We start from the raw sequence: 18,713 nt of genomic DNA on the forward strand, positions 1-18,713 counted from the left end.
CGCCTTTCTGCGGCGAGTTCCTGTTCGGTCCGCCCGCCGCGATCATGAACCTGCCGTTCTTGTCCGGGTCGGGGAAGCTGGTCACGCCGTTCTCGCGCATGCACTGCGCGTACTTCACCGCCTGCTCCAAAGCGGAGTTCGCGTTCGATCCGGAGGAGCCGGCTTTCGAGTCGCCCGAGCCGCCGCATCCCGCGACTGTCAGGGCAAGGGCGGCGGCCGAGGCGGCCAGCAACACGAAGGCCTTGTTCATGGTGGCCGGCGGCGGCGTGGGTACGGCTCGCGCGGTCCTGCGCGTACGACGGGATGGCGCTGACGGTGATTCGCTGTGGTCCATGCCTTCACTGAATACGGAGGACTGTTGCGGTCACGTATGCGATTTTCGATACGCCCGCGATACACCGAATCACCGGCATCAAGGAAGCGGCGCACGCACGCCGGCAGTGAGATGACCCGCCGCCGCTCATCGCGTCAGGCCGCCGGCTGAATCCCTGACGACCGAGATCAGCCGTTGCTCGGACAGGCCCCGGGAAGTCGGATGGTGATGCGGAGGCCGCCGGTGGGGCGGGGGGTGAGGTCGAGGGTGCCGTCGTGTGCTCGGACGATGCTGTGCACGATGGCGAGTCCGAGGCCGACGCCGGCGTGTTCGTCGGTGCGGGTGCGTTGTGTTCCGCGTTGGAAGGGTTCGGTGAGGGTCGGTACCAGTTCCGGTGGGACCGGCTGGCCGGTGTTCTCGATCCGCAGCACGCTCGTGTCGTGCTGCGATTCGGTGTGGATGGTCACGGTGCCGCCGGTCGGGAGGTTGTGGACGATGGCGTTCTGGACGAGGTTCGTCACCATCCGCAGGAGGAGCGCCACGGAACCGACGGTCTGTGCCTTTTCGCCGGTGATGTCGAGGGCGATCTGGCGTTTTTCGGCGAGGAGAAGCAGGGTTTCGGTGGCTTCTTCGGCGATGAGGGACAGGTCGACGGGCTCGCGGGTGAAGCTCTTGCGGTCGGCGTGGCTGAGCAGCAGGAGGGCTTCGGTGAGGTCGATCGCCCGCGTGTTGACGGTGCGGAGGCGTTCGATGAGCTCGCCTTGGTCCCGTGTGGGGTCGTTGCGGGCGGTGTCGAGGAGTGTCTGGGAGATCGCCAGTGGGGTGCGCAGTTCGTGGGAGGCGTTCGCGGCGAACCGTTGCTGTTCGGCGACGTGGGATTGGAGTTGTTCGAGCATGGTGTCGAACACGTCGGCGAGTTCGCGGAATTCGTCTTCGGGGCCTTCCAAGCGGATCCGGTGGGACAGCGATCCGTTGGAGGCCATCCGTGCCGCGTCGGCGATCCGTGTCAGTGGCGCGAGCATTCGACCGGCCAGGAACCATCCTCCCAGCAGCCCGAACACCAGTAGGAAGGCCAGTGTGGCGGCCGCGGCGGGGGCGAAGCCGCGCAGGAGTTCGGTGCGGTTGATACCCACAATGATCACACCGCCGAACTTCCTGCGAATGGATCCGGGGTCGTCGTCGGGTAGGTGACGCAGCACGAATACCCACACCACGGCCAACAGGAGAGCGCCGGCGAGGAGGAGGAATCCGGCGTAACTGATGGTGAGTTTCAGACGAGCGCTGAGACCTGGGCGCCTAATCATGAGTGCGGCCAGGGTCGGTGGTGTCCATGCCGGTGTCGATTCGGTAGCCGACGCCGGGCACCGTGGCGATGAGCCATGGTTCGCCGAGTCGTTTGCGCAGCGCGGAGACGGTGATGCGGACGGCGTTGGTGAAGGGGTCGGCGTTGGCGTCCCAGGCCCTCTCCAGCAGCTGTTCGGCGCTGACGACACCGCCTTCGGCGGCGACGAGGACTTCGAGCACGGCGAACTGCTTTCGGGTGAGGGCGACGTAGCGTCCGTCGCGGTAGACCTCCCGGCGGAAGGGGTCCAGCCGCAGGCCCGCGATCTCGGTGACCGGGGGCCGGGCGTGCGCGCGTCTGCGGTCGAGCGCCCGTAGCCGCAGGATGAGCTCTCGAAGCTCGAACGGCTTGGTGAGGTAGTCGTCGGCGCCGAGCTCGAACCCGGAAGCCTTGTCGTCGATCCGGTCGGCGGCGGTGAGCATGAGGATCGGGATGCCGCTGCCGGAGGCGACGATCCGCCGGGCGATCTCGTCGCCGGAAGGTCCGGGGACGTCGCGATCCAGGACCGCCAGGTCGTAGGAGTTGATGCTGAGCAGCTCCAGGGCGGAATCGCCGTCGCCGGCGATATCGGCGGCGATCGCCTCCAGCCGGAGACCGTCACGGACGGCTTCGGCCAGGTAGGGCTCGTCCTCCACGATCAGCACACGCATCCCTGAACCCTAAGCAGCGCGACATATCGCCGACATATGCAAACCGGACACGCCCCGGCACCGTGCCACGATCTCCTCCGCAAGCGGCCCACCACCGGTGAACACTCTTATTACGGACCGGGCTCTATGCCCCCGTCTACGGCGCAGCCGGCAGGTAGGGCTGGATATACCTCAGGTCGGTGGAGCACCGTGATGTGCTGCGGGTCGTCGCGGCGGTGAGATCGGATCATGACCTTCGAACTCACCACCCGAGCGATCAAGATCTCGCTCGCCGGTGTCGCGGGCGCGGCGCTGGTCTGCGGCGGCCTTGCGCAGACGGCCATCTCGTCGACGCCCACGAGCGCGTCCGACCCCATCGGGGGCTGGTCCGAGAGCTGGGGCGCCGCCATGCAGCGGCCGACTCCAGGCACCGAGGACAACGGCCCCAACTGGTCGATGAAGGGGTTCGCCGACCAGTCCGTGCGCCAGGTGATCAGGCTGAGCGGGGGCGGGGACCGGGTCCGGATCCGGCTGTCCAACGTCTACGGCACCAAGCCGTTGAAGATCGCCGGGGCCGCCGTCGGCATGTCGGCGGGCGGCGCCAAGGTGTGGCCGGGAACGATCAAAACGCTGAAGTTCCACGGCGCCGCGTCCACTGTCGTGAAGCCCGGCGCCGAACTGGCCAGCGACCCGGTCGCACTGCCCACCAAGCCACTGCAGAAGCTGGCCGTCACGCTGCGTTTCACCGAGCCGACCGGGCCCGCCACCTTCCACCGCTTCACCACGCAGGAGGCCTACCGTGCGAGCGGCGACCACCTGACCGAGCCCGTCTCGGCCGCCTTCGCCAAGAGCACCAACTCCTGGTACTACCTGACCGGCGTCGACGTGGCCGGCGGCGCCGGCATCCAGGGCACGGTCGTGACGTTCGGGGACTCCCTCATCGACGGCGTCGGCTCCACCGGCGACGAGCGGATCGCCGACGGCCTGGCCGAACGCCTGGCCGCCCAAGGCCGCCCGATCACCGTGATCAACAGCGGGATCGGCGGCAACCGGATTCTGGGTGACACGTCCTGCTATGGAGACAAGGCCCCCACGCGGTTCCGCCGCGACGTGCTCGACCGGCCCGGCGTACGGTCGGTGATCATCCATCTCGGCGCGAACGACATCGCCGCCGCCAAGATCGAAGATCCCTGCCTGCCGAAGGGCGGCACACTGCCGACCGCGCGCCAACTCATCGAGGGCCACCGGGCACTCATCCGCGCCGCCCACGCCCGGGGCATCAAGGCCATCGGCGCGACCATCCTGCCGCTCAAGGGCGCGCTCTTCCCGATCTGGAGTCCGGAGGCGGAGAACGTCCGAGACGAGGTCAACCGCTGGATCCGTACGAGCGGCGAGTACGACGCGGTCCTGGACGTCGACCGCGTCATGGCGGATCGGACCGACCCGGACCGGCCCTGGCTCGGCTACGTCTTCGAGGACGGACTGCACCCGAACGACGCGGGATACCAGGCGATCGTCCGGGCGGTCCCCCTCGGAGCCCTCTCATGAAGGAGTACGGGACGGGCGCCGCCCGCGTACGCCCTCGATGAGGCCGGCCTGACCTTCTCCACGGATTCATGGACGGCCGTGATGGTTGTTCCCTCGAGCTCGGGAAGGCCCGTCTTGCTGCACTGGGTAGGAGACCCGTCGTCCTCTTAAAGGACGCGGTCGGGAATCTCGACCGCCTTCTCACTGAGCCTCAGAATCCGCTCAAAGAGCCCTTTATCGGACTTGGGTATTGTGTGCACCTCCTCCCCTGCCGCTTCCCGGAGCGCGGCTCCGGGCTGCCGGTCGATCCGGCTACCCGGCGTGAGCAAAGTCAGCCCGCCGACGGCGACCAGGCTCAGGGCACCACTTTTCCGCATCCCTACCTCCGATCAGGCTCCGTCGCCTGAAGGGCGCGAGACCGCGCCCGCGCGGAACGTAGATCCGTAGGTAAGGGAAGGGCAATCCTAAAGTTCCCAAATGGCCGAGAGTGGACAAAGAAGCGATGGGCGATCACCACGCCCTCGGACGCTTGAAGGGATGACCGCGGCTCCGGTCGACGCCGTTGCGCACGGGTTTACCGTCGGTCCATTGGCCAGATCAGGCCGCCGAATGCAGGTCAGGAGCCTCAGCCCAGATCCGTGCCATTGACATGAAACCTGACGCCATTCACCTTTGGGGCGCTCGGTCTGAGTGACCCCGCCGGCCCCCGCCCCGTGCCGGCCTCAGCGCCGAAGCATTCAGGAGGTTGCCGTGGGCCGGCGTTCCCGCATGCGTGAAATCGTGACTCTCCCTCTCACCGCCCCGATCGCCGCAGCGGTGTTACTCCTCACCGGTGGGTCGGCGTCCGCGAACGTCGCGCTCACCCAGGTGAGCACCGACCCGTACACCAACACCACCAGCCAGCACCGGACGGAGGTCGAGCCGGACACCTTCTCCTCGGGCAGCACCATCGTCTCCGCGTTCCAGGTCGGCCGGTTCTACGACGGCGGAGCCTCCGGCGCCGGGTTCGCCACCTCGACCAACGGCGGCTCCACGTGGACCCATGGCTTCCTGCCCGGCCTCACCAAATTCCAGGGCAACGGCCCGTACGACCGGACGAGTGATGAGTCCGTCGCCTACGACGCCAGGCACAACACCTGGATGATCTCCTCGCTCGCGCTCACTGACAGCGGCGGCGTCACGGGCGCGGCCGTCGTGACGAGCCGGTCCACCGACGGCGGCCTGACCTGGACCAACCCGGTGACCACGGCCACCGGCGGGAGCCTGGACAAGAACTGGATCGCATGCGACAACACCGCCTCCAGCCCGTTCTACGGCACCTGCTACACCGAGTACGACGACAACGGCGCCGGTAACGCCGTCAAGATGGCGACCTCCAGCAACGGTGGCGCGTCATGGACCGTCCACTCCACCAGCGCCACGGGCCTCGGCGGCCAGCCCGTCGTACGGCCCAACGGCACCGTCCTGGTGCCGTATCTGAGCAACAGCGGCCAGATCCGTTCGTTCCGATCCACCAACGGCGGCTCCAGTTGGAACTCCACCGTGCTGATCGCGACGGCCCAGGACCATACGGTCGCCGGGGGCCTGCGCAGCGAGACACTGCCTTCCGCCGAGATCGACGCCGCCGGCACCGCGTACGTGGTCTGGCAGGACTGCCGGTTCCAGTCCGGCTGCCCCGCCAACGACATCGTGATGAGCAAGTCCACCAGCGAGACCACCTGGGGACCCGTCACCCGCATCACCAGCGACGGCGGCGACCACTTCATTCCGGGCATCGGCGTCGACGGCGCGACCTCCGGATCGACCGCCAGGCTCGGCCTCACCTATTACCGTTACCCGACCGCGAACTGCACCGCCACCACCTGCCAGCTCACCGTCGGATACACCTCCTCCACCAACGGCGGCTCGACCTGGAGCACCCCCACCCAGGTGGCCGGGCCGATGACCCTGTCCTGGGTCGCCGACACCAGCCAGGGCCGCATGGTCGGCGACTACATCTCCACCTCCATCACCGGCGGACGCGCCTGGCCGGCCATCGAGGTCGCAGCCGCGCCCTCCGGCAGCACCTTCGACGAGGCGACGTACGTACCCACCGGCGGCCTGCCCCTCACCGGCGGCCCCGTCCACGCCGTCACCGGCCCCACCTACACAACCGGCGCCCGCCCCAGCGCCACCACACCGCCGACCGCCCGATGACCCGTACCGCCCCGTCAACGTCCACGTGCTGGTCGCCACGGGTGTGAACGCCGATGGGCACCGGGAGATCCTGGGGGCCGAGGTCACCTCCGCCGAGGACGGCGCCGGCTGGCTGGCGTTCTGCCGCGGCCTGCTCGCCTTCACCGGCTTCCCTCGTGAGATCTGGCGGCAGATCTGGTCCACCAACCCCCAGGAACGGCTGAACAAAGAGATCCGCCGCCGCACCGACGTGGTCGGGATCTTCCCCGACCGGGCCGCGATCATCCGCCTGATCGGCGCGGTGCTGATGGAACGAACCGACGAATGGACCGAAGCCCGCCGCTACATGGGCCTGGAATTCCTCGCCAAAGCCCGACTACGCCTGATCGCCGGCGAAACGCCGGACGAGAACCCGGCCCCACAAGCGATCACCGCTTAACCTGCAGAAACAGGATCACGCGAAGATCGACTCATATACCACCCGCGTGGACATGACCTCAAGCGCCGAATGCCGACCATCGAAAACTCAAGAGGTCTGATTACAATTCGTAGGTGACGCGGCCGATGATCGGGTCGAAGAAATCTATGGCAATGTCATCGACTAGATCTGAACGCGAACAACGCCCGGAAAGCGCACAACCGTCGCGGAGAATCCGCCGTCAAGAGGAACCGCGCAATCCGCACGCCCGAGGGGCGCCGGTCGTGCCCGCCGGTCTGCTGGGCACCCTGCTGGTGCGCCGCTGAAGAGGTGAACTACCCGCCCCTTCGGGCTGTTCAGCGGCGGACCGGCGCTTACCGCGACCAGCGTGCCCGATGTCACCAGCGAGACCACCCCCATCTGTCGCGGCACTGAAACGCCAGATAGACGACGAACCTCCCTATTTGATGCACGTTCGGTAGCGATTCAATCGCTCTATGTGAGGGGATGGTTGATCGCAAACCTGAACTGAGAGGAAGGGCCGTGACCCCACTGTTCAACCCGGACCGGCTGCTCAGTACCGACTCCGCAGGACCGGTCGCGCGGCGGCTGCCGCCCGTACAGTTTGCCCGGCTGGCCACCGCCGTGCGCGAAGCCGCCGACGCCGAGCGCCTCGTGAAGACTGAGAACGGCCGGACCACGCCGTACCCGATGCTGCCGAGCCTCGTGCAGCTCACCGGCGACGCGGAGCGGCACCTCGCCCGACACGTGCCGCTGGTCGTGTCCGCGTGGCGGAAGGTGCTGCTCGCGCACCGCACGGACGCGCGGGTGCGAAACTTCCTCGCCGTGCCCGCTGTGCTCCGCGAGTGGGTGGACGCCGCGCCGCTCGGGGAGTACCGCGTGGACTTCTGCCGCTTTGATCTCGTCGGCGGCGACGTGGAGACCGCGCGGGTGGTGGAGTTCAACGCGAACTGCCCCGGTGGCGTGCTCTTCACCAGCGCATACGCGGCGCTGTGGCGGGACGTGCCGCCGGTACGGGACGTGCTGGAGGAGTGGGGCGCGGCCCGTACCCCGCTCGACGACCGCCACTGGTTCCCGGAGTTCCTGCGCACCGCCGTCGGGCCGGAGTGTGCCGACGGGCCGTTCGGCATCTTCCACAAGACCGGCGGCAACGTCCTCGAACTGGACAGGATGACCGACCTGCTCGCCGAGACCGGACACAGCGCGGTCTGCGTCGACCCGGGCTTGGAGGACTGGCTCGCCCGCGACCTGCCCGCGGGCTACCTCAAGTACGGCGTGCAGCCGGTACTGGCCGATATCGCCCGCTGGTCCGCGTTCCTCGACCGTGTCTCGTCGGGCAAGCTGCGGATCGCCAACCCGCTGGCGGGCCGCTGGATCGGCGACAACAAGCTGTGCCTCGCGCTGCTGTCCGACCCGCGCTTCGCCGGAATGTTCACGGGCGACGAGCGGGAGGCGATCGAGCGGCTGATCCCGCACAGCCGGAAGGTCGGCGACGGCGTCGAGCCCGCCGAACTGCTCGCCGACCGCGCCGGGTGGGTCGTGAAGGGCCCTTATGACACGCGCGGCAACAGCGTCTACGTGGGCTCCGAGCAGGACGAGGATCGGTGGCGGGCTGTCGTACGCCGGGCCGCCGGGGACGGCTGGCTGGCGCAGCGCGCGGTGCCGGCGTACCGGCGGGACTGGCAGGGCACGCCGTGCTACCAGGATCTGTCGATCGTGCTGCTCCACGGCGCGTGGGCCGGGTACACGTCCCGGATCAGCGAAGCCCTGCGCGTCAACGTCGCGCAGGGCGGCGGGCGGCAGGTCGTCCTTGGCCACCGCGACACCGACTGGGGCGGCCGATGAGTGACTGCCGATCGCGTGACGCGCGACCGCCTCCGGCGCGAACGCGAAGACGCATCGTCCGTGGCGCGGCTGCGCCGGGTCATGGGGGAACGCACGTGACCAAGACACAGGCGAAGCGCCAGACGCTGTGGTGGCATCGGGACTTCCTCCTGCTGTGGAGCGGCCAGACGGTCAGCGACATCGGCTCGGCGGTCACGGTCTTGGCATTGCCGCTGATCGCGGTGTCCCTGCTCGGCGCATCGACGTTCGAGGTCGGCGCGCTGTCGGCGTCGAGCACGGTGGCGTACCTGCTCGTGGCCCTGCCCGCCGGCGCGCTCGTGGACCGGACCGTCAAGCACCACCTGATGATCTGGAGCAACGCGGGCCGCGCGGTAGTGCTCGCCGGGGTGCCCCTCGCGGCGACCCTCGGCCATCTGAGCATGGCGCAGCTCTACGTGACCGCGCTGGTCGCGGGCATGCTGACGGCTGTATTCGAGATCGCCTACCAGAGCTACCTACCGACCCTGATACGGCGAGACCAGCTCGTCGAGGGCAACGGCAAGATCGGCATCACGAACTCGCTATCAGACGTCATCGGCCCGGGCCTCGCGGGCGGCCTGGCGTCGCTGCTCAGCTCGGCGGCGTATGCGGTGACAGCCGACTGTCTTTCGTTCGTGGTCAGCATCGTGTCACTGTTGCTGATCCGCACCCCGGAACCCCCGCCGCGTGCCAACGGGTCGCGCCAGACGATCGGCAAGCAGATCGCGGAGGGCGTGCGCTACGTGGCGCGACACACCGTCCTGCGCCGCGTCGTCGCCTGCGCCACCATGTCCAGCCTGTTCAACATGACGCTGATGACCGTACTGGTGGTGTTCCTCGTACGCACGCTGCACGCACCCGCCGGGACCACCGGCCTCCTGCTCGGCCTCGGCAGCGCCGGCGGTGTCGTCGGTGCCTTCACCGTCGGGCCACTTTCGCGGCTGATCGGATCGGCGAGGATGTTCTGGGCGGGCAAGCTGTTCCTCGGCGGCTTCGCGCTGCTGATCCCGTTGGCCGGACCCGGCTGGGGCGTGGTACTTGTATCGGTCGGGCTGTGCGCGACGACCGCCAGCGTCGTGATGTTCAACATCTCCCAGGTCAGTTACCGGCAGGCCGTGTGCCCTCCGGAACTGCTCGGGCGCATGAACGCCACCATGCGCTGGGCGATCCGGGGCGCCAAGCCGATCGGCGGCCTGCTCGGCGGCGTACTCGGTGATTGGATCGGCCTGCGAGAGACGCTTTTCATGGCAGCGCTTGGCTCGTGGCTGGCGGTGCTGTTCATTGTGCTCTCCCCGATCCGCTACCTGCGCGACATCCCAGTGCACGAGGCGTACGCGGAGAAGGCACCGGAACCCGCGGCACCCACCCCCGAACTCCGTGCGAAGCGCTGATCCGGCCGCTGGTCAGGACATGCGGTCGACCGCTTTGCCGCATGGTGCCGACCTGCCGCAGGCGATGCCGCAAGGGAAGAACCGGAGGCACTGGCGGCATCGGGTGGCAACCTCTTCTGGCGGCGAACTGCCGGGGGAGCGGCCTGCGGGCGGTCATGCGGCAATGGAGGGGTGGCATGACGCCAGCAACAAAGGGCTGCTCAGGGGCTCCTGAATCCCGTGCAGCGGCGTACGGTCACGACAGTGAATCCGGCGCGGCACCGCGCGGGATCCGCGTGATCATGCCAGGTGAGCCGCCGTAGCTGACGCCCGCAGCGGCCCGCGTGCTCTTGCGGTTCCTGATCAAGGCCCGCGCCCGCCTCTCTCGAGATCAGGAGGAGGATGGGTGATGCGCGAATCCGCACGCGATCAAGGCGAACCGAAGCCGACCCGGTTCGCCCTCTACGGGCGGGTATCGACCGAGGACAACCAGGACCCTGAGGCATCGCGCGCCTGGCAGCTCAGCCGCGCCCGTGCGCTGATCGCACCGCGCGGGGGCGAGATCGTCGCCGAGTACTTCGACGTGGACAAGTCGCGTTCGATCCCGTGGTCGCGGGCCGATCTCTACCGGGACCACGGAGGCCGGGCGGGGGCGCGGGGGGCGAAGCCCCCTGCCCCGGGGGGTTCCGGGGGGTCGCCCCCCGGGTGGAATGACGAAGGGCCAGCGGGAGGAAGCGAAGCTTCCGACCACACTGGCCCCAGGACCGAAGTGTCCGAGGCTGGACTGGAGCCGAACGCACATCCGCTGGCACCTGGCCGCCAATGTAGAGGTCGCCGAACCTACGGTGGTCGGCCGCGTGATCGCCGCGTGGCCCTCGTTCGCCTTCGTCGGCGCGTACCACCTGCTCCAAGGCCAGCTGCGAATGCGTCTGCTAGGACCGGTCGACCAAGACCACTCAGACGCAGGAGAAGATGAGACTGAGCCCGCGGCAGGCGAGCCCCTACCCGAAGGACTCAGGGGCGGCGAACCAGAGTTTCCTGATCTGGGTCGGCGTTTGCAGCGCGAGGCCTGGCAGTGGGCACTGGCGCACCAGGCGGAGAACGGCGACTTGCCCGGGGCGCGGCGATCGCACGACGCTTCAACCGCAGCGCCCGGTGGGGACGCCTCGTCAAGAACGCCGGGCTCGCCGGTGTACTCACGTCGCTTCCCGCGTCAGCCGACAACTCATCCGTCAACGCTGCGTCGTGATTGCTCGTATAGCAGCGATCCAAGGACCTCCCGGGTGCGCGCGGAGCGCAAGTACACATCTGTAGGAATGATGTAACTCGGTGATGGCGGTCAGGGGGGCCAGCTGACCGAGTTCGTGGTTCCGGGTGAGGCTTCGTCCGGCGGCGATCTTGCCAGGCTCGCACTACGGCACCTGGCAGATGTGGAGCCCGGACGAGTTCGGTCCGCCATCGACAGCGACGATGGTCGCATCGAGCGCGACGCCGTCGGAGCCGTGGTCATCGGGGCGCTCGTGCTGTACGCGTTCAGCGCCGAGCTCAAGATCGAGCGGCATCCGGAGAAAGGCTGGACCTTCCGCTTCCATAAGCGACCGCTGAAGGACAGCACAGTCGGCAGGTTGCTATCAGAGCTGTACAACACCTACATCGGTGGTCCGCCGCCGCCCGCGCCGTAGGATCCTTGGATCCAGAGATGGGGACGAGCCGGTCAGGCAAGGTGTCGCGGGACCTGCCGCAGTGACTCTAATCGTCCCGGCTGATCACCAGCATCTGCGAGGGTGAAGCCGTGGTCGGATGGGGAGTCGGTAGAGACAGGCGGCGGGCCGAGTCAGGGCGCTGACGGGCAAGCTCCTCTGCACGCACAGACCATGAAGGCCGTCCGACCGGTGCCTACATTTCCCGCACACACACGTTGCCGGAATAAAGAGGCCCTCATGCAGTTCGGTATTTTCTCGGTGCGGGATGTGACCCCCATCCGACCAACGGCCGTACCCCGCCGGAGCACGAACGCATCAAGGCGATGGTCGCCTCGCGTGCGTGCTGGGCGGTGAATGCCCGAAGCATGCCACATTCCGGCCGAGCGGCCCGCGCCGCTTCCGGCGCCGAGACGCTCGTCTCCGGAGACCTGTGAGCGAGGGCTGCGGTTTGTGCGGGACATCTCTCCCCGCCCTCCCCGATTCTCCCGCTCTGCCCTGGACGGCCTCTCCGACTGGCCGGCGCAACGGGGCGACCGGCGGGAGGGACCTCCGCCTTGATGTAACACATGACCTTGCCGAGTCGCCCTGGCCCGCGGGAGGTCGTGCCAGCCGCTCTACGCCTCCCCGGCGCGGCCGGCCTTCGGCCGCCACAGCACGAGGTACACCAGGGCCGAGATCACGAAGCCGACCTCGAAGGCGATGTCACCGACGGACTTGACGTGCTTCGGCACGGGTCCGACGTATTTCTGCTGGTTGGAGAACAGCCACACCGACAGCACCACGCCGACCACCATGGCAACCGGCCCGGCCCAGTTGCGGTGCCGCCGGTCGAACAGAAGGCCGTCCACGTCGGTTCCGCGCCGCAGATACTGGTCGAGCAGGAACACGGCCAGCCAGGGACCGATCCAGTACGAGATCACCAGGAGGAACGCCTCGTACTTCTGCCCGGCGTCGTGCAGGCCGGACAGCGCGACGACGAAGCCGATCGCGCCGAACACGACGGCGACGATGGCTCGCCGCAGCGTCAGCGGCAGCTTGATGCCCAGGGCGACGAAGGACATCGCCCCCGAGTAGACGTTCAGCGCGTTGGCCGCGATGCCGCCGAGCGCGATGGCCAGCAGCGTGAGGTCGGCGACGGCCGTCGGGAGGTGCCCGGTGAAGGCCGAGGTGGGCTGGCCCAGCGCGTCGCCGCCGATCGTGACGGACGCCGCCCCGACGATCTCCAGGACCAGGCAGGAGACGAACACGCCGAGCCCGGCGTACAGGCCGACGGCCCGCCGGCTGCTGTCCGCGGGGAGGTAGCGCGTGTAGTCCGCCGCGTACGGGTTCCAGCCGGCCGCGTACCCGAACGTCGCGCCGACGGTCAGCAGGAAGCCGCCCAGGCCGCCGCCGTGACCCGGAGCGCCGGGATGCGACTTCGCCAGGATGATCAGGGAGGCCACGGCGAAGATCACCGCGAGCACCGGCAGGGCGTACTTCTCGAAGGCGTGCACGAGGTTGTGCCCGAAGAAGGCCAGGACCACCATGGCCACGACCACGATGACGAGGCAGAGCGCCTTCGGCCAGCCGGTCAGCGTGTTCAGCGCGAGCGCGCCGCTGACGCTGTTGACCGCGAACCAGCCGATCCCCGCGACGACGGCGTTCAGCCCGGCCGGCAGGGCGTTGCCCCAGTGTCCGAAGGAGATCCGGCTCAGCACCATCTGCGGCACGCCGTGCGCCGGGCCGCGCGCGGACAGCACGCCGTGGGTGACCGAGCCGAGGACCGTGCCGACGATGATCGCCAGCGCCGCCTGCCAGAAGTTCAGCCCGAACGCGGCGACCGCGAGCACACCGAGGAACACGGTGGCGAACTCCAGGTTCGGCGACGTCCAGGTCCACAGCAGCTGCCGTGGCCTGCCGTGGCGCTCGGCGAGCGGAATGAACTCCGCGCCGCCGGGCTCGACCGCCGCGACCTTCTCGCCGTACGTGCCCTCCCGTACGTCCAGGGAGGGAACAGGCTTCTTGAGCACCGTCATGGGCGTGCCTTTCGATCCAGCGGGGGAGCGCTCAGCCCATCGTGATGGCGTTGAGCTTGTCGAGGAGGTAGTCGGAGGCGCGCACCGGCTCGTGGGTTACCCGGCCGATCGGTGCCGCGATGGACTCGATCACGGCGCCCGGATCGCACTCGTAGAAGTAGATGAGCGAGACGAGTTCCTCGTCCGGGGCGCTGGGATCCGGCGGCAGGACGCGGTGCCGGTTCGACCGCCAGCGGTCACCTGTCCAGCGGGCCAGCAGGTCGCCGATGTTGATGGTGAAGGAGTCCTCGACGTACGGCGCGTTCACCCAGCCGCCGTCCGGGCTGTAGACCTGCAGGCCGCCGACACCGTTCTGCCGGTCGAGGATCGTGACCGTGCCGAAGTCGGTGTGCGGGCCGATGCGGAACTGTCCCGGCTCGGCCGGTCCCACCTGGGACAACGGCGGATACCGGTTGATGTTCAGCGTGTACGAGGGGTGTCCTGTCCTGGCCGTGAAGAAGTCCGGTGCGAGCCCGAGCGCCGCCGCGCAGAGTGTCAGCAGCTCGTCGGCGAGCGTCCGCATCCGGCCGAGGTAGTCGGTGAGCAACGGCTCGAGCTCAGGCTCCTCGGCAGGCCAGACATTCGACAGGAACCACTCGGCGTCGATCTCCGCGTCGCCGGTCGGCCGGTCGGCGCCGACCGCGAACGTCTCCTTCAGGTCCGGCGGGGTCGGCGTTCCCTCGGCGTAGCCGTTGGCCTCGACGCCGGGCGGCAGCCAGCCGCGCTCGCCGACCGTGACGGCGTACGGTTCCTTCAGCGCGTCGGGGAGCGCGAAGAACCGTTTGGCCGCCGCCCGGATCCGTTCGCGCAACGCGGCCGGCACGCCGTGCCCGGTGACCACGAGGAAACCGATCTCCCGCAGGGCCGCGTCGACGCGCGCCGCGACGTCCGCCCGGGCGGTGGCGTCGCCCTCGAACCAGGCGGTGAGGTCGATAACGGGAACGACGCCACTCGCGCTCATGAGCTCTCTCCGATGTCCTCGTTCCAGATGCCGGGGTGTTCCTTGATGAAGGCCGTCATGAGCTCGGCGCACTCCGGGTCGTCGAGCACGACGACCTCGACACCGTGCCCGGCCAGCCACTCGTGGCGGCCCTCGAACGTCCGCGCCTCGCCGACGACCAGCCGGGATATGCCGAACTGCAGGATCAGCCCGCTGCAGTACCAGCACGGCGACAGCGTCGTGGTCATGGTGGTGCCGCGGTACGTGGGCTGCCGGCCGGCCGCGCGGAACGCCGCGGTCTCGCCGTGCGTCGACGGGTCGCCGTCCGGTCCTGATCGCCGAGAACGGAGCGCTGGTCGCCGCGCACGGCGTCGCCGGCGACCGCGAGGCGTGGCGGGCCACGGAGACACCGCTGGCCGAGGCGCCGGTCACCGTGCTGGGGACGACGTGGGGACGGCTGGTCGCCGGGCCGGGCTCTCCGCTGCCCGCCGAGGACTTGGCGGTGGCACTGGAGCGGACCACGGTCGCGCTGGCGCTGGCGATGCTGCGCACCGGAGACCCGCCGCGCGAGCCCGACCGGCTGGCCGCCGCCCTGCTCACCGACCTGCTGGAGGGCACCGCCGAAGGCCAGGCCGAGTCGTCGGTACGGGCGGCGCTGGCGGGTTTTCGTCCGGCGGCGGATCACCTGCTCATCGGGCTCGCCGCCGACGCGCTGGAGACCGCGGCCGCGCTGGCCGTCGTCGACCGAGCCGCCCGCATCCTGCATACGCCCGCGCTGCGCGGCCGGGTGTCGCGGCTCGTCCTGGGCGTCCTCGCCGTCCCCCGCAGCGTCGGTGACGTGGTCGGCGCGGCGCAGCAGGCGCTCGATGAGGCGCTTCGGCGGTTGAGCGCGCCGCAGGTGCGGATCGCCGTCGGATATCCGGCGACCGAGGTCGGCGAACTCGGGGGTTCGCTGCGCGACGCCCGGGCCGCCCTGGACCTGCGGCCAGGCTCCCGGCTGATCAGCGCGCGTGCCATCGCCCTCGACCTGGAACTCACGCGCCACGGCGGAAGCGGCCACCTCGACCACCTGGTCCGCCACACCATCGGCCCGCTCGTGGAGTGGGACGCCGCGCACCGTACGGACCTCGTGCGCACCCTGGAGACCTTCCTGCTGCACGGCTGCAGCGCCACCCGCACCGCGGCAGTGCTCCATCTGCGCCGCCAGTCCTTCTACCAGCGCCTGCAGCGCATCGAGGCACTCCTCGGCCACACGGTCACCGACCCCGACGTGCACGCCGCCCTGCTCCTGGCCACCGCCGCCCACCGTGTCACCGGCCGCTGATCCCTTGTCGGCACGAAGCGCCCTTCAGGACGCGCGGTACGCGAGGCGGAAGACGAAGTGTGACCCGAGAGGCGACACGGGGCGGGTGTGCATAGCGTCTAGCCCCCCAGATCCATCAGGTTCGAGCTGACGTCCGTTGGCATACTGACGGTCGAACGGCCGGGATACCACCTCTGGACCCTCACCGCCCGCTAGATCCCACCGACCCGACCGACGTGTGGTGCCGGGCCGCGCCCCGGCACCACACCCACCGGCCATCCGAACCGGGCTGAAGAGGACTCACGGTCCCGGCGGCTGCCGCCGGACCGCCGCAGAACCGTCGCGGGAGAAGTCCCACACTCGGCGGTGCGCGGCCGGCCGGTTCAGTCGGCCCAGTCGACGATCCGGGCGTCGGCGCGGAATCGGAGCGCGGGGTCGACGTAGCGGGCCTCGGGCAACGCGTACAGCAGGGTGATCCCGGCGTTCTGCGCCTCGTACCCGGCGGCCAGCAGGGCGGTCTCCGGCTCGCTGAGGGCCAGGCCGGCACGCATCAGCAGTACGCCGACGTCGGCGAGCGCCTGCGCGTCCGGTGCGGCGGCCGGGCCGGGCGGTGCGATGGGCGACGGGGTGGTGGTCATCGGTGTTCTCCTCGGATCAGGCGGTGACGGGGGCGGGGGCGGCGGCGAGTTCGGGCACGCGACGGTGCCAGTCGGTGACCTGCTGGAAGGCGTCGCCGGTGGCGAGAATCGCGGCCTCACCGAAGGCCGGGCCGGCGAACTGGATCGACAGCGGCAGGCCGGACGCGGTGAAGCCCATCGGCGCGGCGAGAACGGGATTGCCGATGCAGTCCCAGTACTGCGTGAAGATGTACTGGAACATCCCCTCGATGTTGATGTTGCCGTCGGCGTCGGTGACGTCCTCATAGCGCGGCGCGCCCGTCGCCGTGGTGGGGCAGACGATGACGTCGACGTCGTCGAACAGCCGGGTCACCGCGTCCTGCGCGACCCGCCGGACGCGCTGGGCCTGAACGTAGTCCGCGCCCGACACGAGCGCGCCGCGGGCCAGCAGCAGCCGGGTCGCGGAGAAGTAGTCCTCCCACCGTCCGGCCAGGTCGTTGCGGTGGTAGGCGAGCGCCTCGGAGGCCATGGTGACGATGTTGGCGACGAGCATCTCCGGCCAGTACGGCAGCGAGATCTCGGTGAGCGTGGCGCCGAGACCGGTGAGGGCGGCGAGTGCTCCGTCGAACGCCGGGGCGAGCGCCGGGTCCGCGCCCTCGGGGAAGTGGTGCTCGCGGACCACGCCGATCCGTACGCCCTCCAGCGAACCATCCAGGTCCGGCATGGTGAACGGCTGGTCGATGCAGTCCGGGTCACTCGGATGGCGGCCCGCGATGATCTCAAGGACGGCGGCGCAGTCGCGGGCGCTGCGGGCCAGCGGGCCGACGTGGTCGAGGCTGTAGCCGAGCGGCGCGCACCCGGACTTCGGCACCCGGCCGAACGTCGGCATCAGCCCGGTCACCCCACAGTACGCCGACGGGATGCGGATGCTGCCGGCGGTGTCGGTGCCGAGTCCGGCGAGGAACATGCCGGCCGCGACACCGCTGCCCGTACCGGAACTCGACCCGCCCGGCCAGGTGGCGGTGTCCCAGGGGTTCCGGGGGATCGGGAACGGCTTGCTCGGGTCGGGCATGCCGCAGGCGAATTCCATCGTCGTGACCTTGCCGGTGATCACCGCTCCGGCGGCCTTGAGCCGGGCGACCACGGGAGCGTCCTTGCCGGCCCCCCACTCCGGGTCGAGGATCAGGCTCTGCGCCGTCGTCGGTCCCTCGGACACGGCGAGGATGTCCTTCACACCGAACGGGATGCCGTGCAGGGGACCGCGGTCGACGCCGTCCGCGAGCTCCCGGTCGGCGCGTTCGGCCGCGGCGAGCGCGGTCTCGTCGAAGCGGGCGAGGTACGTGCCGAGTTCGCCGTCGAGCCGGTCGGCCTGGGCGATCGCCGCGCGGGTCAGTTCGGTGCTCGTCACCGTTCCCGCGCGCAGGGCCGCCGCGGCCTCGGTCACGGTCAGGGGTGTCTCCATCCGGATTTCCTCCAAGGGGGACGCGACCGCCCGTACGGCGGCCGGGGGACGGGGACCCGCACGGCCGTCCGTACGGTGGACGGTGCGGGCCCGGGCTTCAGCCGGGTCATTGCGACGACGCGGAGTCAGGACTCGACGGGACGTCCGGGACGCGACGTCACGGTGTGGCCCGTACGGCGCGGGACACGAAGAGGAAGCGGTCGCCGCGCGTGTGAATGTGCGCCAGGTTGAACGGCCGCCCGTCCGGATCGCGGATCACCTGCTCGAACGTGATCAGCGGAGCGCCCTCGGCGACGGCGAGCAGCGACGCCGTGGCCGGATCGGCTGCAGAGCAGCCCATGATGAACTCCGACTCGCCGAAGCGGAGACCCGCCTCGCGTAGTAGGGCGTACCAGTCGGAGTCGAACGGCGGGGCGAGCAGTCGCTCACCCTCCGGGAACAGCACGTAGTTGGTGGCCAGCGCGGTCGGTTCGTCCTCGACCAGGGCGACGTACTCCAACCGGAGGCACGGCGCGCCGGGAGGCGCGCCGAGGCGTTCGGCGGCGACCGCGGGCAGCGGAACCTCCGAGCGGTCGAGCACGCGGGGACGCATCCGCCGGTTGAAGATGCTGTCCGCCATCGGGTCGGCCGCGCCGTGCGCCTCGGCCATCCGGGCCAGGACGGCGTTGACGACGACGTGGGTGCCGACTCCCTGCCGCCGGTCGATCAGCCCTTCGCGGCGGAGCAGGTCAAGGGCCTCGCGTACCGTCGCCCGGGTCGCGCCGTAGGAGGCCATCAGCTCCGCTTCGCCGGGCAACTGGCCGCCGTCGAAGCGGCCGCGCAGGACCGCCGAGCGCAGCAGGTCGCGCAGGCGACGGACCTGGGCGTCATGCGCTCCTCCCGGTCCGTGTCCCCGAGCAGCCATGGGCGGGCACATTACGGGCGTTCGATTTCGCGGTGATTCCCGGTCCATTATCCGGGTGTTACGCGGCCTGGT

At 69.6% G+C, this 18,713-nt stretch carries 15 protein-coding genes and 1 pseudogene; 8 read left to right on the forward strand and 8 right to left on the reverse strand.

The window, feature by feature from the left end; translation table 11 throughout:
* Positions 1 to 44 precede the first annotated feature (44 nt).
* Positions 45 to 449: a hypothetical protein gene (locus tag AB0L00_RS18630; protein ID WP_364435321.1), complete on the forward strand. Its 405-nt coding sequence runs from the start codon at positions 45 to 47 to the stop codon at positions 447 to 449.
* A 52-nt stretch (positions 450 to 501) separates the two neighbouring features.
* Here AB0L00_RS18630 and AB0L00_RS18635 read toward each other — a convergent pair whose 3' ends face one another.
* A complete protein-coding gene (locus tag AB0L00_RS18635) occupies positions 502 to 1,527 on the reverse strand; it encodes a HAMP domain-containing sensor histidine kinase (protein ID WP_364435324.1) in 1,026 nt (341 codons plus the stop codon).
* A gap of 82 nt (positions 1,528 to 1,609) precedes the next feature.
* Complete coding sequence (locus AB0L00_RS18640; RefSeq protein WP_364435326.1) at positions 1,610 to 2,305, reverse strand: response regulator transcription factor; 696 nt, start codon at positions 2,303 to 2,305, stop codon at positions 1,610 to 1,612.
* A gap of 228 nt (positions 2,306 to 2,533) precedes the next feature.
* On the opposite strand from AB0L00_RS18640, the gene AB0L00_RS18645 reads away from it, so the two are divergent.
* From AB0L00_RS18645 to AB0L00_RS18670, 6 genes and pseudogenes are all read left to right on the forward strand, one after another.
* Positions 2,534 to 3,832: an SGNH/GDSL hydrolase family protein gene (locus tag AB0L00_RS18645; RefSeq protein WP_364435328.1), complete on the forward strand. Its 1,299-nt coding sequence runs from the start codon at positions 2,534 to 2,536 to the stop codon at positions 3,830 to 3,832.
* Between the two features lie 759 nt (positions 3,833 to 4,591).
* The gene (locus tag AB0L00_RS18650) at positions 4,592 to 6,007 is read left to right on the forward strand and encodes a sialidase family protein (RefSeq protein WP_364435331.1); all 1,416 of its coding nucleotides are present in this window, start codon (positions 4,592 to 4,594) and stop codon (positions 6,005 to 6,007) included.
* Between the two features lie 7 nt (positions 6,008 to 6,014).
* Positions 6,015 to 6,425, forward strand: a pseudogene (locus tag AB0L00_RS18655) (transposase); the annotation flags it as partial.
* Positions 6,426 to 6,947: 522 nt separating this feature from the next.
* Positions 6,948 to 8,270, forward strand: coding sequence for a hypothetical protein (locus tag AB0L00_RS18660; protein WP_364435334.1), 1,323 nt, complete (start codon positions 6,948 to 6,950; stop codon positions 8,268 to 8,270).
* 95 nt (positions 8,271 to 8,365) lie between these two features.
* On the forward strand, positions 8,366 to 9,679 hold the full coding sequence (locus tag AB0L00_RS18665) for an MFS transporter (protein WP_364435337.1): 1,314 nt from the start codon (positions 8,366 to 8,368) through the stop codon (positions 9,677 to 9,679).
* 1,343 nt (positions 9,680 to 11,022) lie between these two features.
* On the forward strand, positions 11,023 to 11,340 hold the full coding sequence (locus AB0L00_RS18670) for a hypothetical protein (RefSeq protein WP_345351484.1): 318 nt from the start codon (positions 11,023 to 11,025) through the stop codon (positions 11,338 to 11,340).
* Between the two features lie 635 nt (positions 11,341 to 11,975).
* Here the strand turns inward: AB0L00_RS18670 and AB0L00_RS18675 are convergent.
* The 3 genes from AB0L00_RS18675 to AB0L00_RS18685 are packed head-to-tail and all read right to left on the reverse strand — an operon-like array spanning position 11,976 to position 14,765.
* Positions 11,976 to 13,376 (reverse strand): cytosine permease, encoded by a 1,401-nt coding sequence (locus AB0L00_RS18675; protein ID WP_364435339.1) that lies wholly within the window; start codon positions 13,374 to 13,376, stop codon positions 11,976 to 11,978.
* 31 nt (positions 13,377 to 13,407) lie between these two features.
* On the reverse strand, positions 13,408 to 14,376 hold the full coding sequence (locus AB0L00_RS18680) for a 2-oxoglutarate and iron-dependent oxygenase domain-containing protein (RefSeq protein ID WP_364435341.1): 969 nt from the start codon (positions 14,374 to 14,376) through the stop codon (positions 13,408 to 13,410).
* The gene (locus AB0L00_RS18685; RefSeq protein WP_364435343.1) at positions 14,373 to 14,765 is read right to left on the reverse strand and encodes a nucleoside deaminase; all 393 of its coding nucleotides are present in this window, start codon (positions 14,763 to 14,765) and stop codon (positions 14,373 to 14,375) included. The genes AB0L00_RS18680 and AB0L00_RS18685 overlap by 4 nt, the downstream gene beginning before the upstream one ends.
* 23 nt (positions 14,766 to 14,788) lie before the next feature.
* Between AB0L00_RS18685 and AB0L00_RS18690 the strand changes: the two genes are divergently transcribed.
* The gene (locus tag AB0L00_RS18690) at positions 14,789 to 15,679 is read left to right on the forward strand and encodes a helix-turn-helix domain-containing protein (RefSeq protein WP_364435345.1); all 891 of its coding nucleotides are present in this window, start codon (positions 14,789 to 14,791) and stop codon (positions 15,677 to 15,679) included.
* A gap of 362 nt (positions 15,680 to 16,041) precedes the next feature.
* On the opposite strand, the gene AB0L00_RS18695 is transcribed toward AB0L00_RS18690, so the two are convergent.
* The 3 genes from AB0L00_RS18695 to AB0L00_RS18705 all read right to left on the reverse strand — a co-directional run bounded on the left by AB0L00_RS18695 (position 16,042) and on the right by AB0L00_RS18705 (position 18,641).
* Entirely contained in the window at positions 16,042 to 16,296 is a 255-nt protein-coding gene (locus tag AB0L00_RS18695; RefSeq protein WP_345351499.1) for a hypothetical protein, read from the reverse strand.
* Positions 16,297 to 16,312: 16 nt separating this feature from the next.
* Positions 16,313 to 17,737 (reverse strand): amidase, encoded by a 1,425-nt coding sequence (locus AB0L00_RS18700; protein ID WP_364435348.1) that lies wholly within the window; start codon positions 17,735 to 17,737, stop codon positions 16,313 to 16,315.
* Positions 17,738 to 17,894: 157 nt separating this feature from the next.
* Positions 17,895 to 18,641: a GntR family transcriptional regulator gene (locus AB0L00_RS18705; protein ID WP_345351505.1), complete on the reverse strand. Its 747-nt coding sequence runs from the start codon at positions 18,639 to 18,641 to the stop codon at positions 17,895 to 17,897.
* Between the last annotated feature and the right edge of the window lie 72 nt (positions 18,642 to 18,713).

Origin of the sequence: Actinoallomurus sp. NPDC052308 (genome assembly GCF_040679195.1) — a bacterium.
In the GTDB taxonomy this organism is placed as follows: domain Bacteria; phylum Actinomycetota; class Actinomycetes; order Streptosporangiales; family Streptosporangiaceae; genus Actinoallomurus; species Actinoallomurus liliacearum.

Coding starts and splice junctions, on each gene's coding strand:
- AB0L00_RS18630 (WP_364435321.1), top strand. CDS start 45: ATGAACCTGCCGTTCTTGTCCGGGTCGGGGAAGCTGGTCACGCCGTTC.
- AB0L00_RS18640 (WP_364435326.1), bottom strand. CDS start 2,305: ATGCGTGTGCTGATCGTGGAGGACGAGCCCTACCTGGCCGAAGCCGTC.
- AB0L00_RS18645 (WP_364435328.1), top strand. CDS start 2,534: ATGACCTTCGAACTCACCACCCGAGCGATCAAGATCTCGCTCGCCGGT.
- AB0L00_RS18675 (WP_364435339.1), bottom strand. CDS start 13,376: ATGACGGTGCTCAAGAAGCCTGTTCCCTCCCTGGACGTACGGGAGGGC.
- AB0L00_RS18680 (WP_364435341.1), bottom strand. CDS start 14,376: ATGAGCGCGAGTGGCGTCGTTCCCGTTATCGACCTCACCGCCTGGTTC.
- AB0L00_RS18695 (WP_345351499.1), bottom strand. CDS start 16,296: ATGACCACCACCCCGTCGCCCATCGCACCGCCCGGCCCGGCCGCCGCA.
- AB0L00_RS18700 (WP_364435348.1), bottom strand. CDS start 17,737: ATGGAGACACCCCTGACCGTGACCGAGGCCGCGGCGGCCCTGCGCGCG.
- AB0L00_RS18705 (WP_345351505.1), bottom strand. CDS start 18,641: ATGGCTGCTCGGGGACACGGACCGGGAGGAGCGCATGACGCCCAGGTC.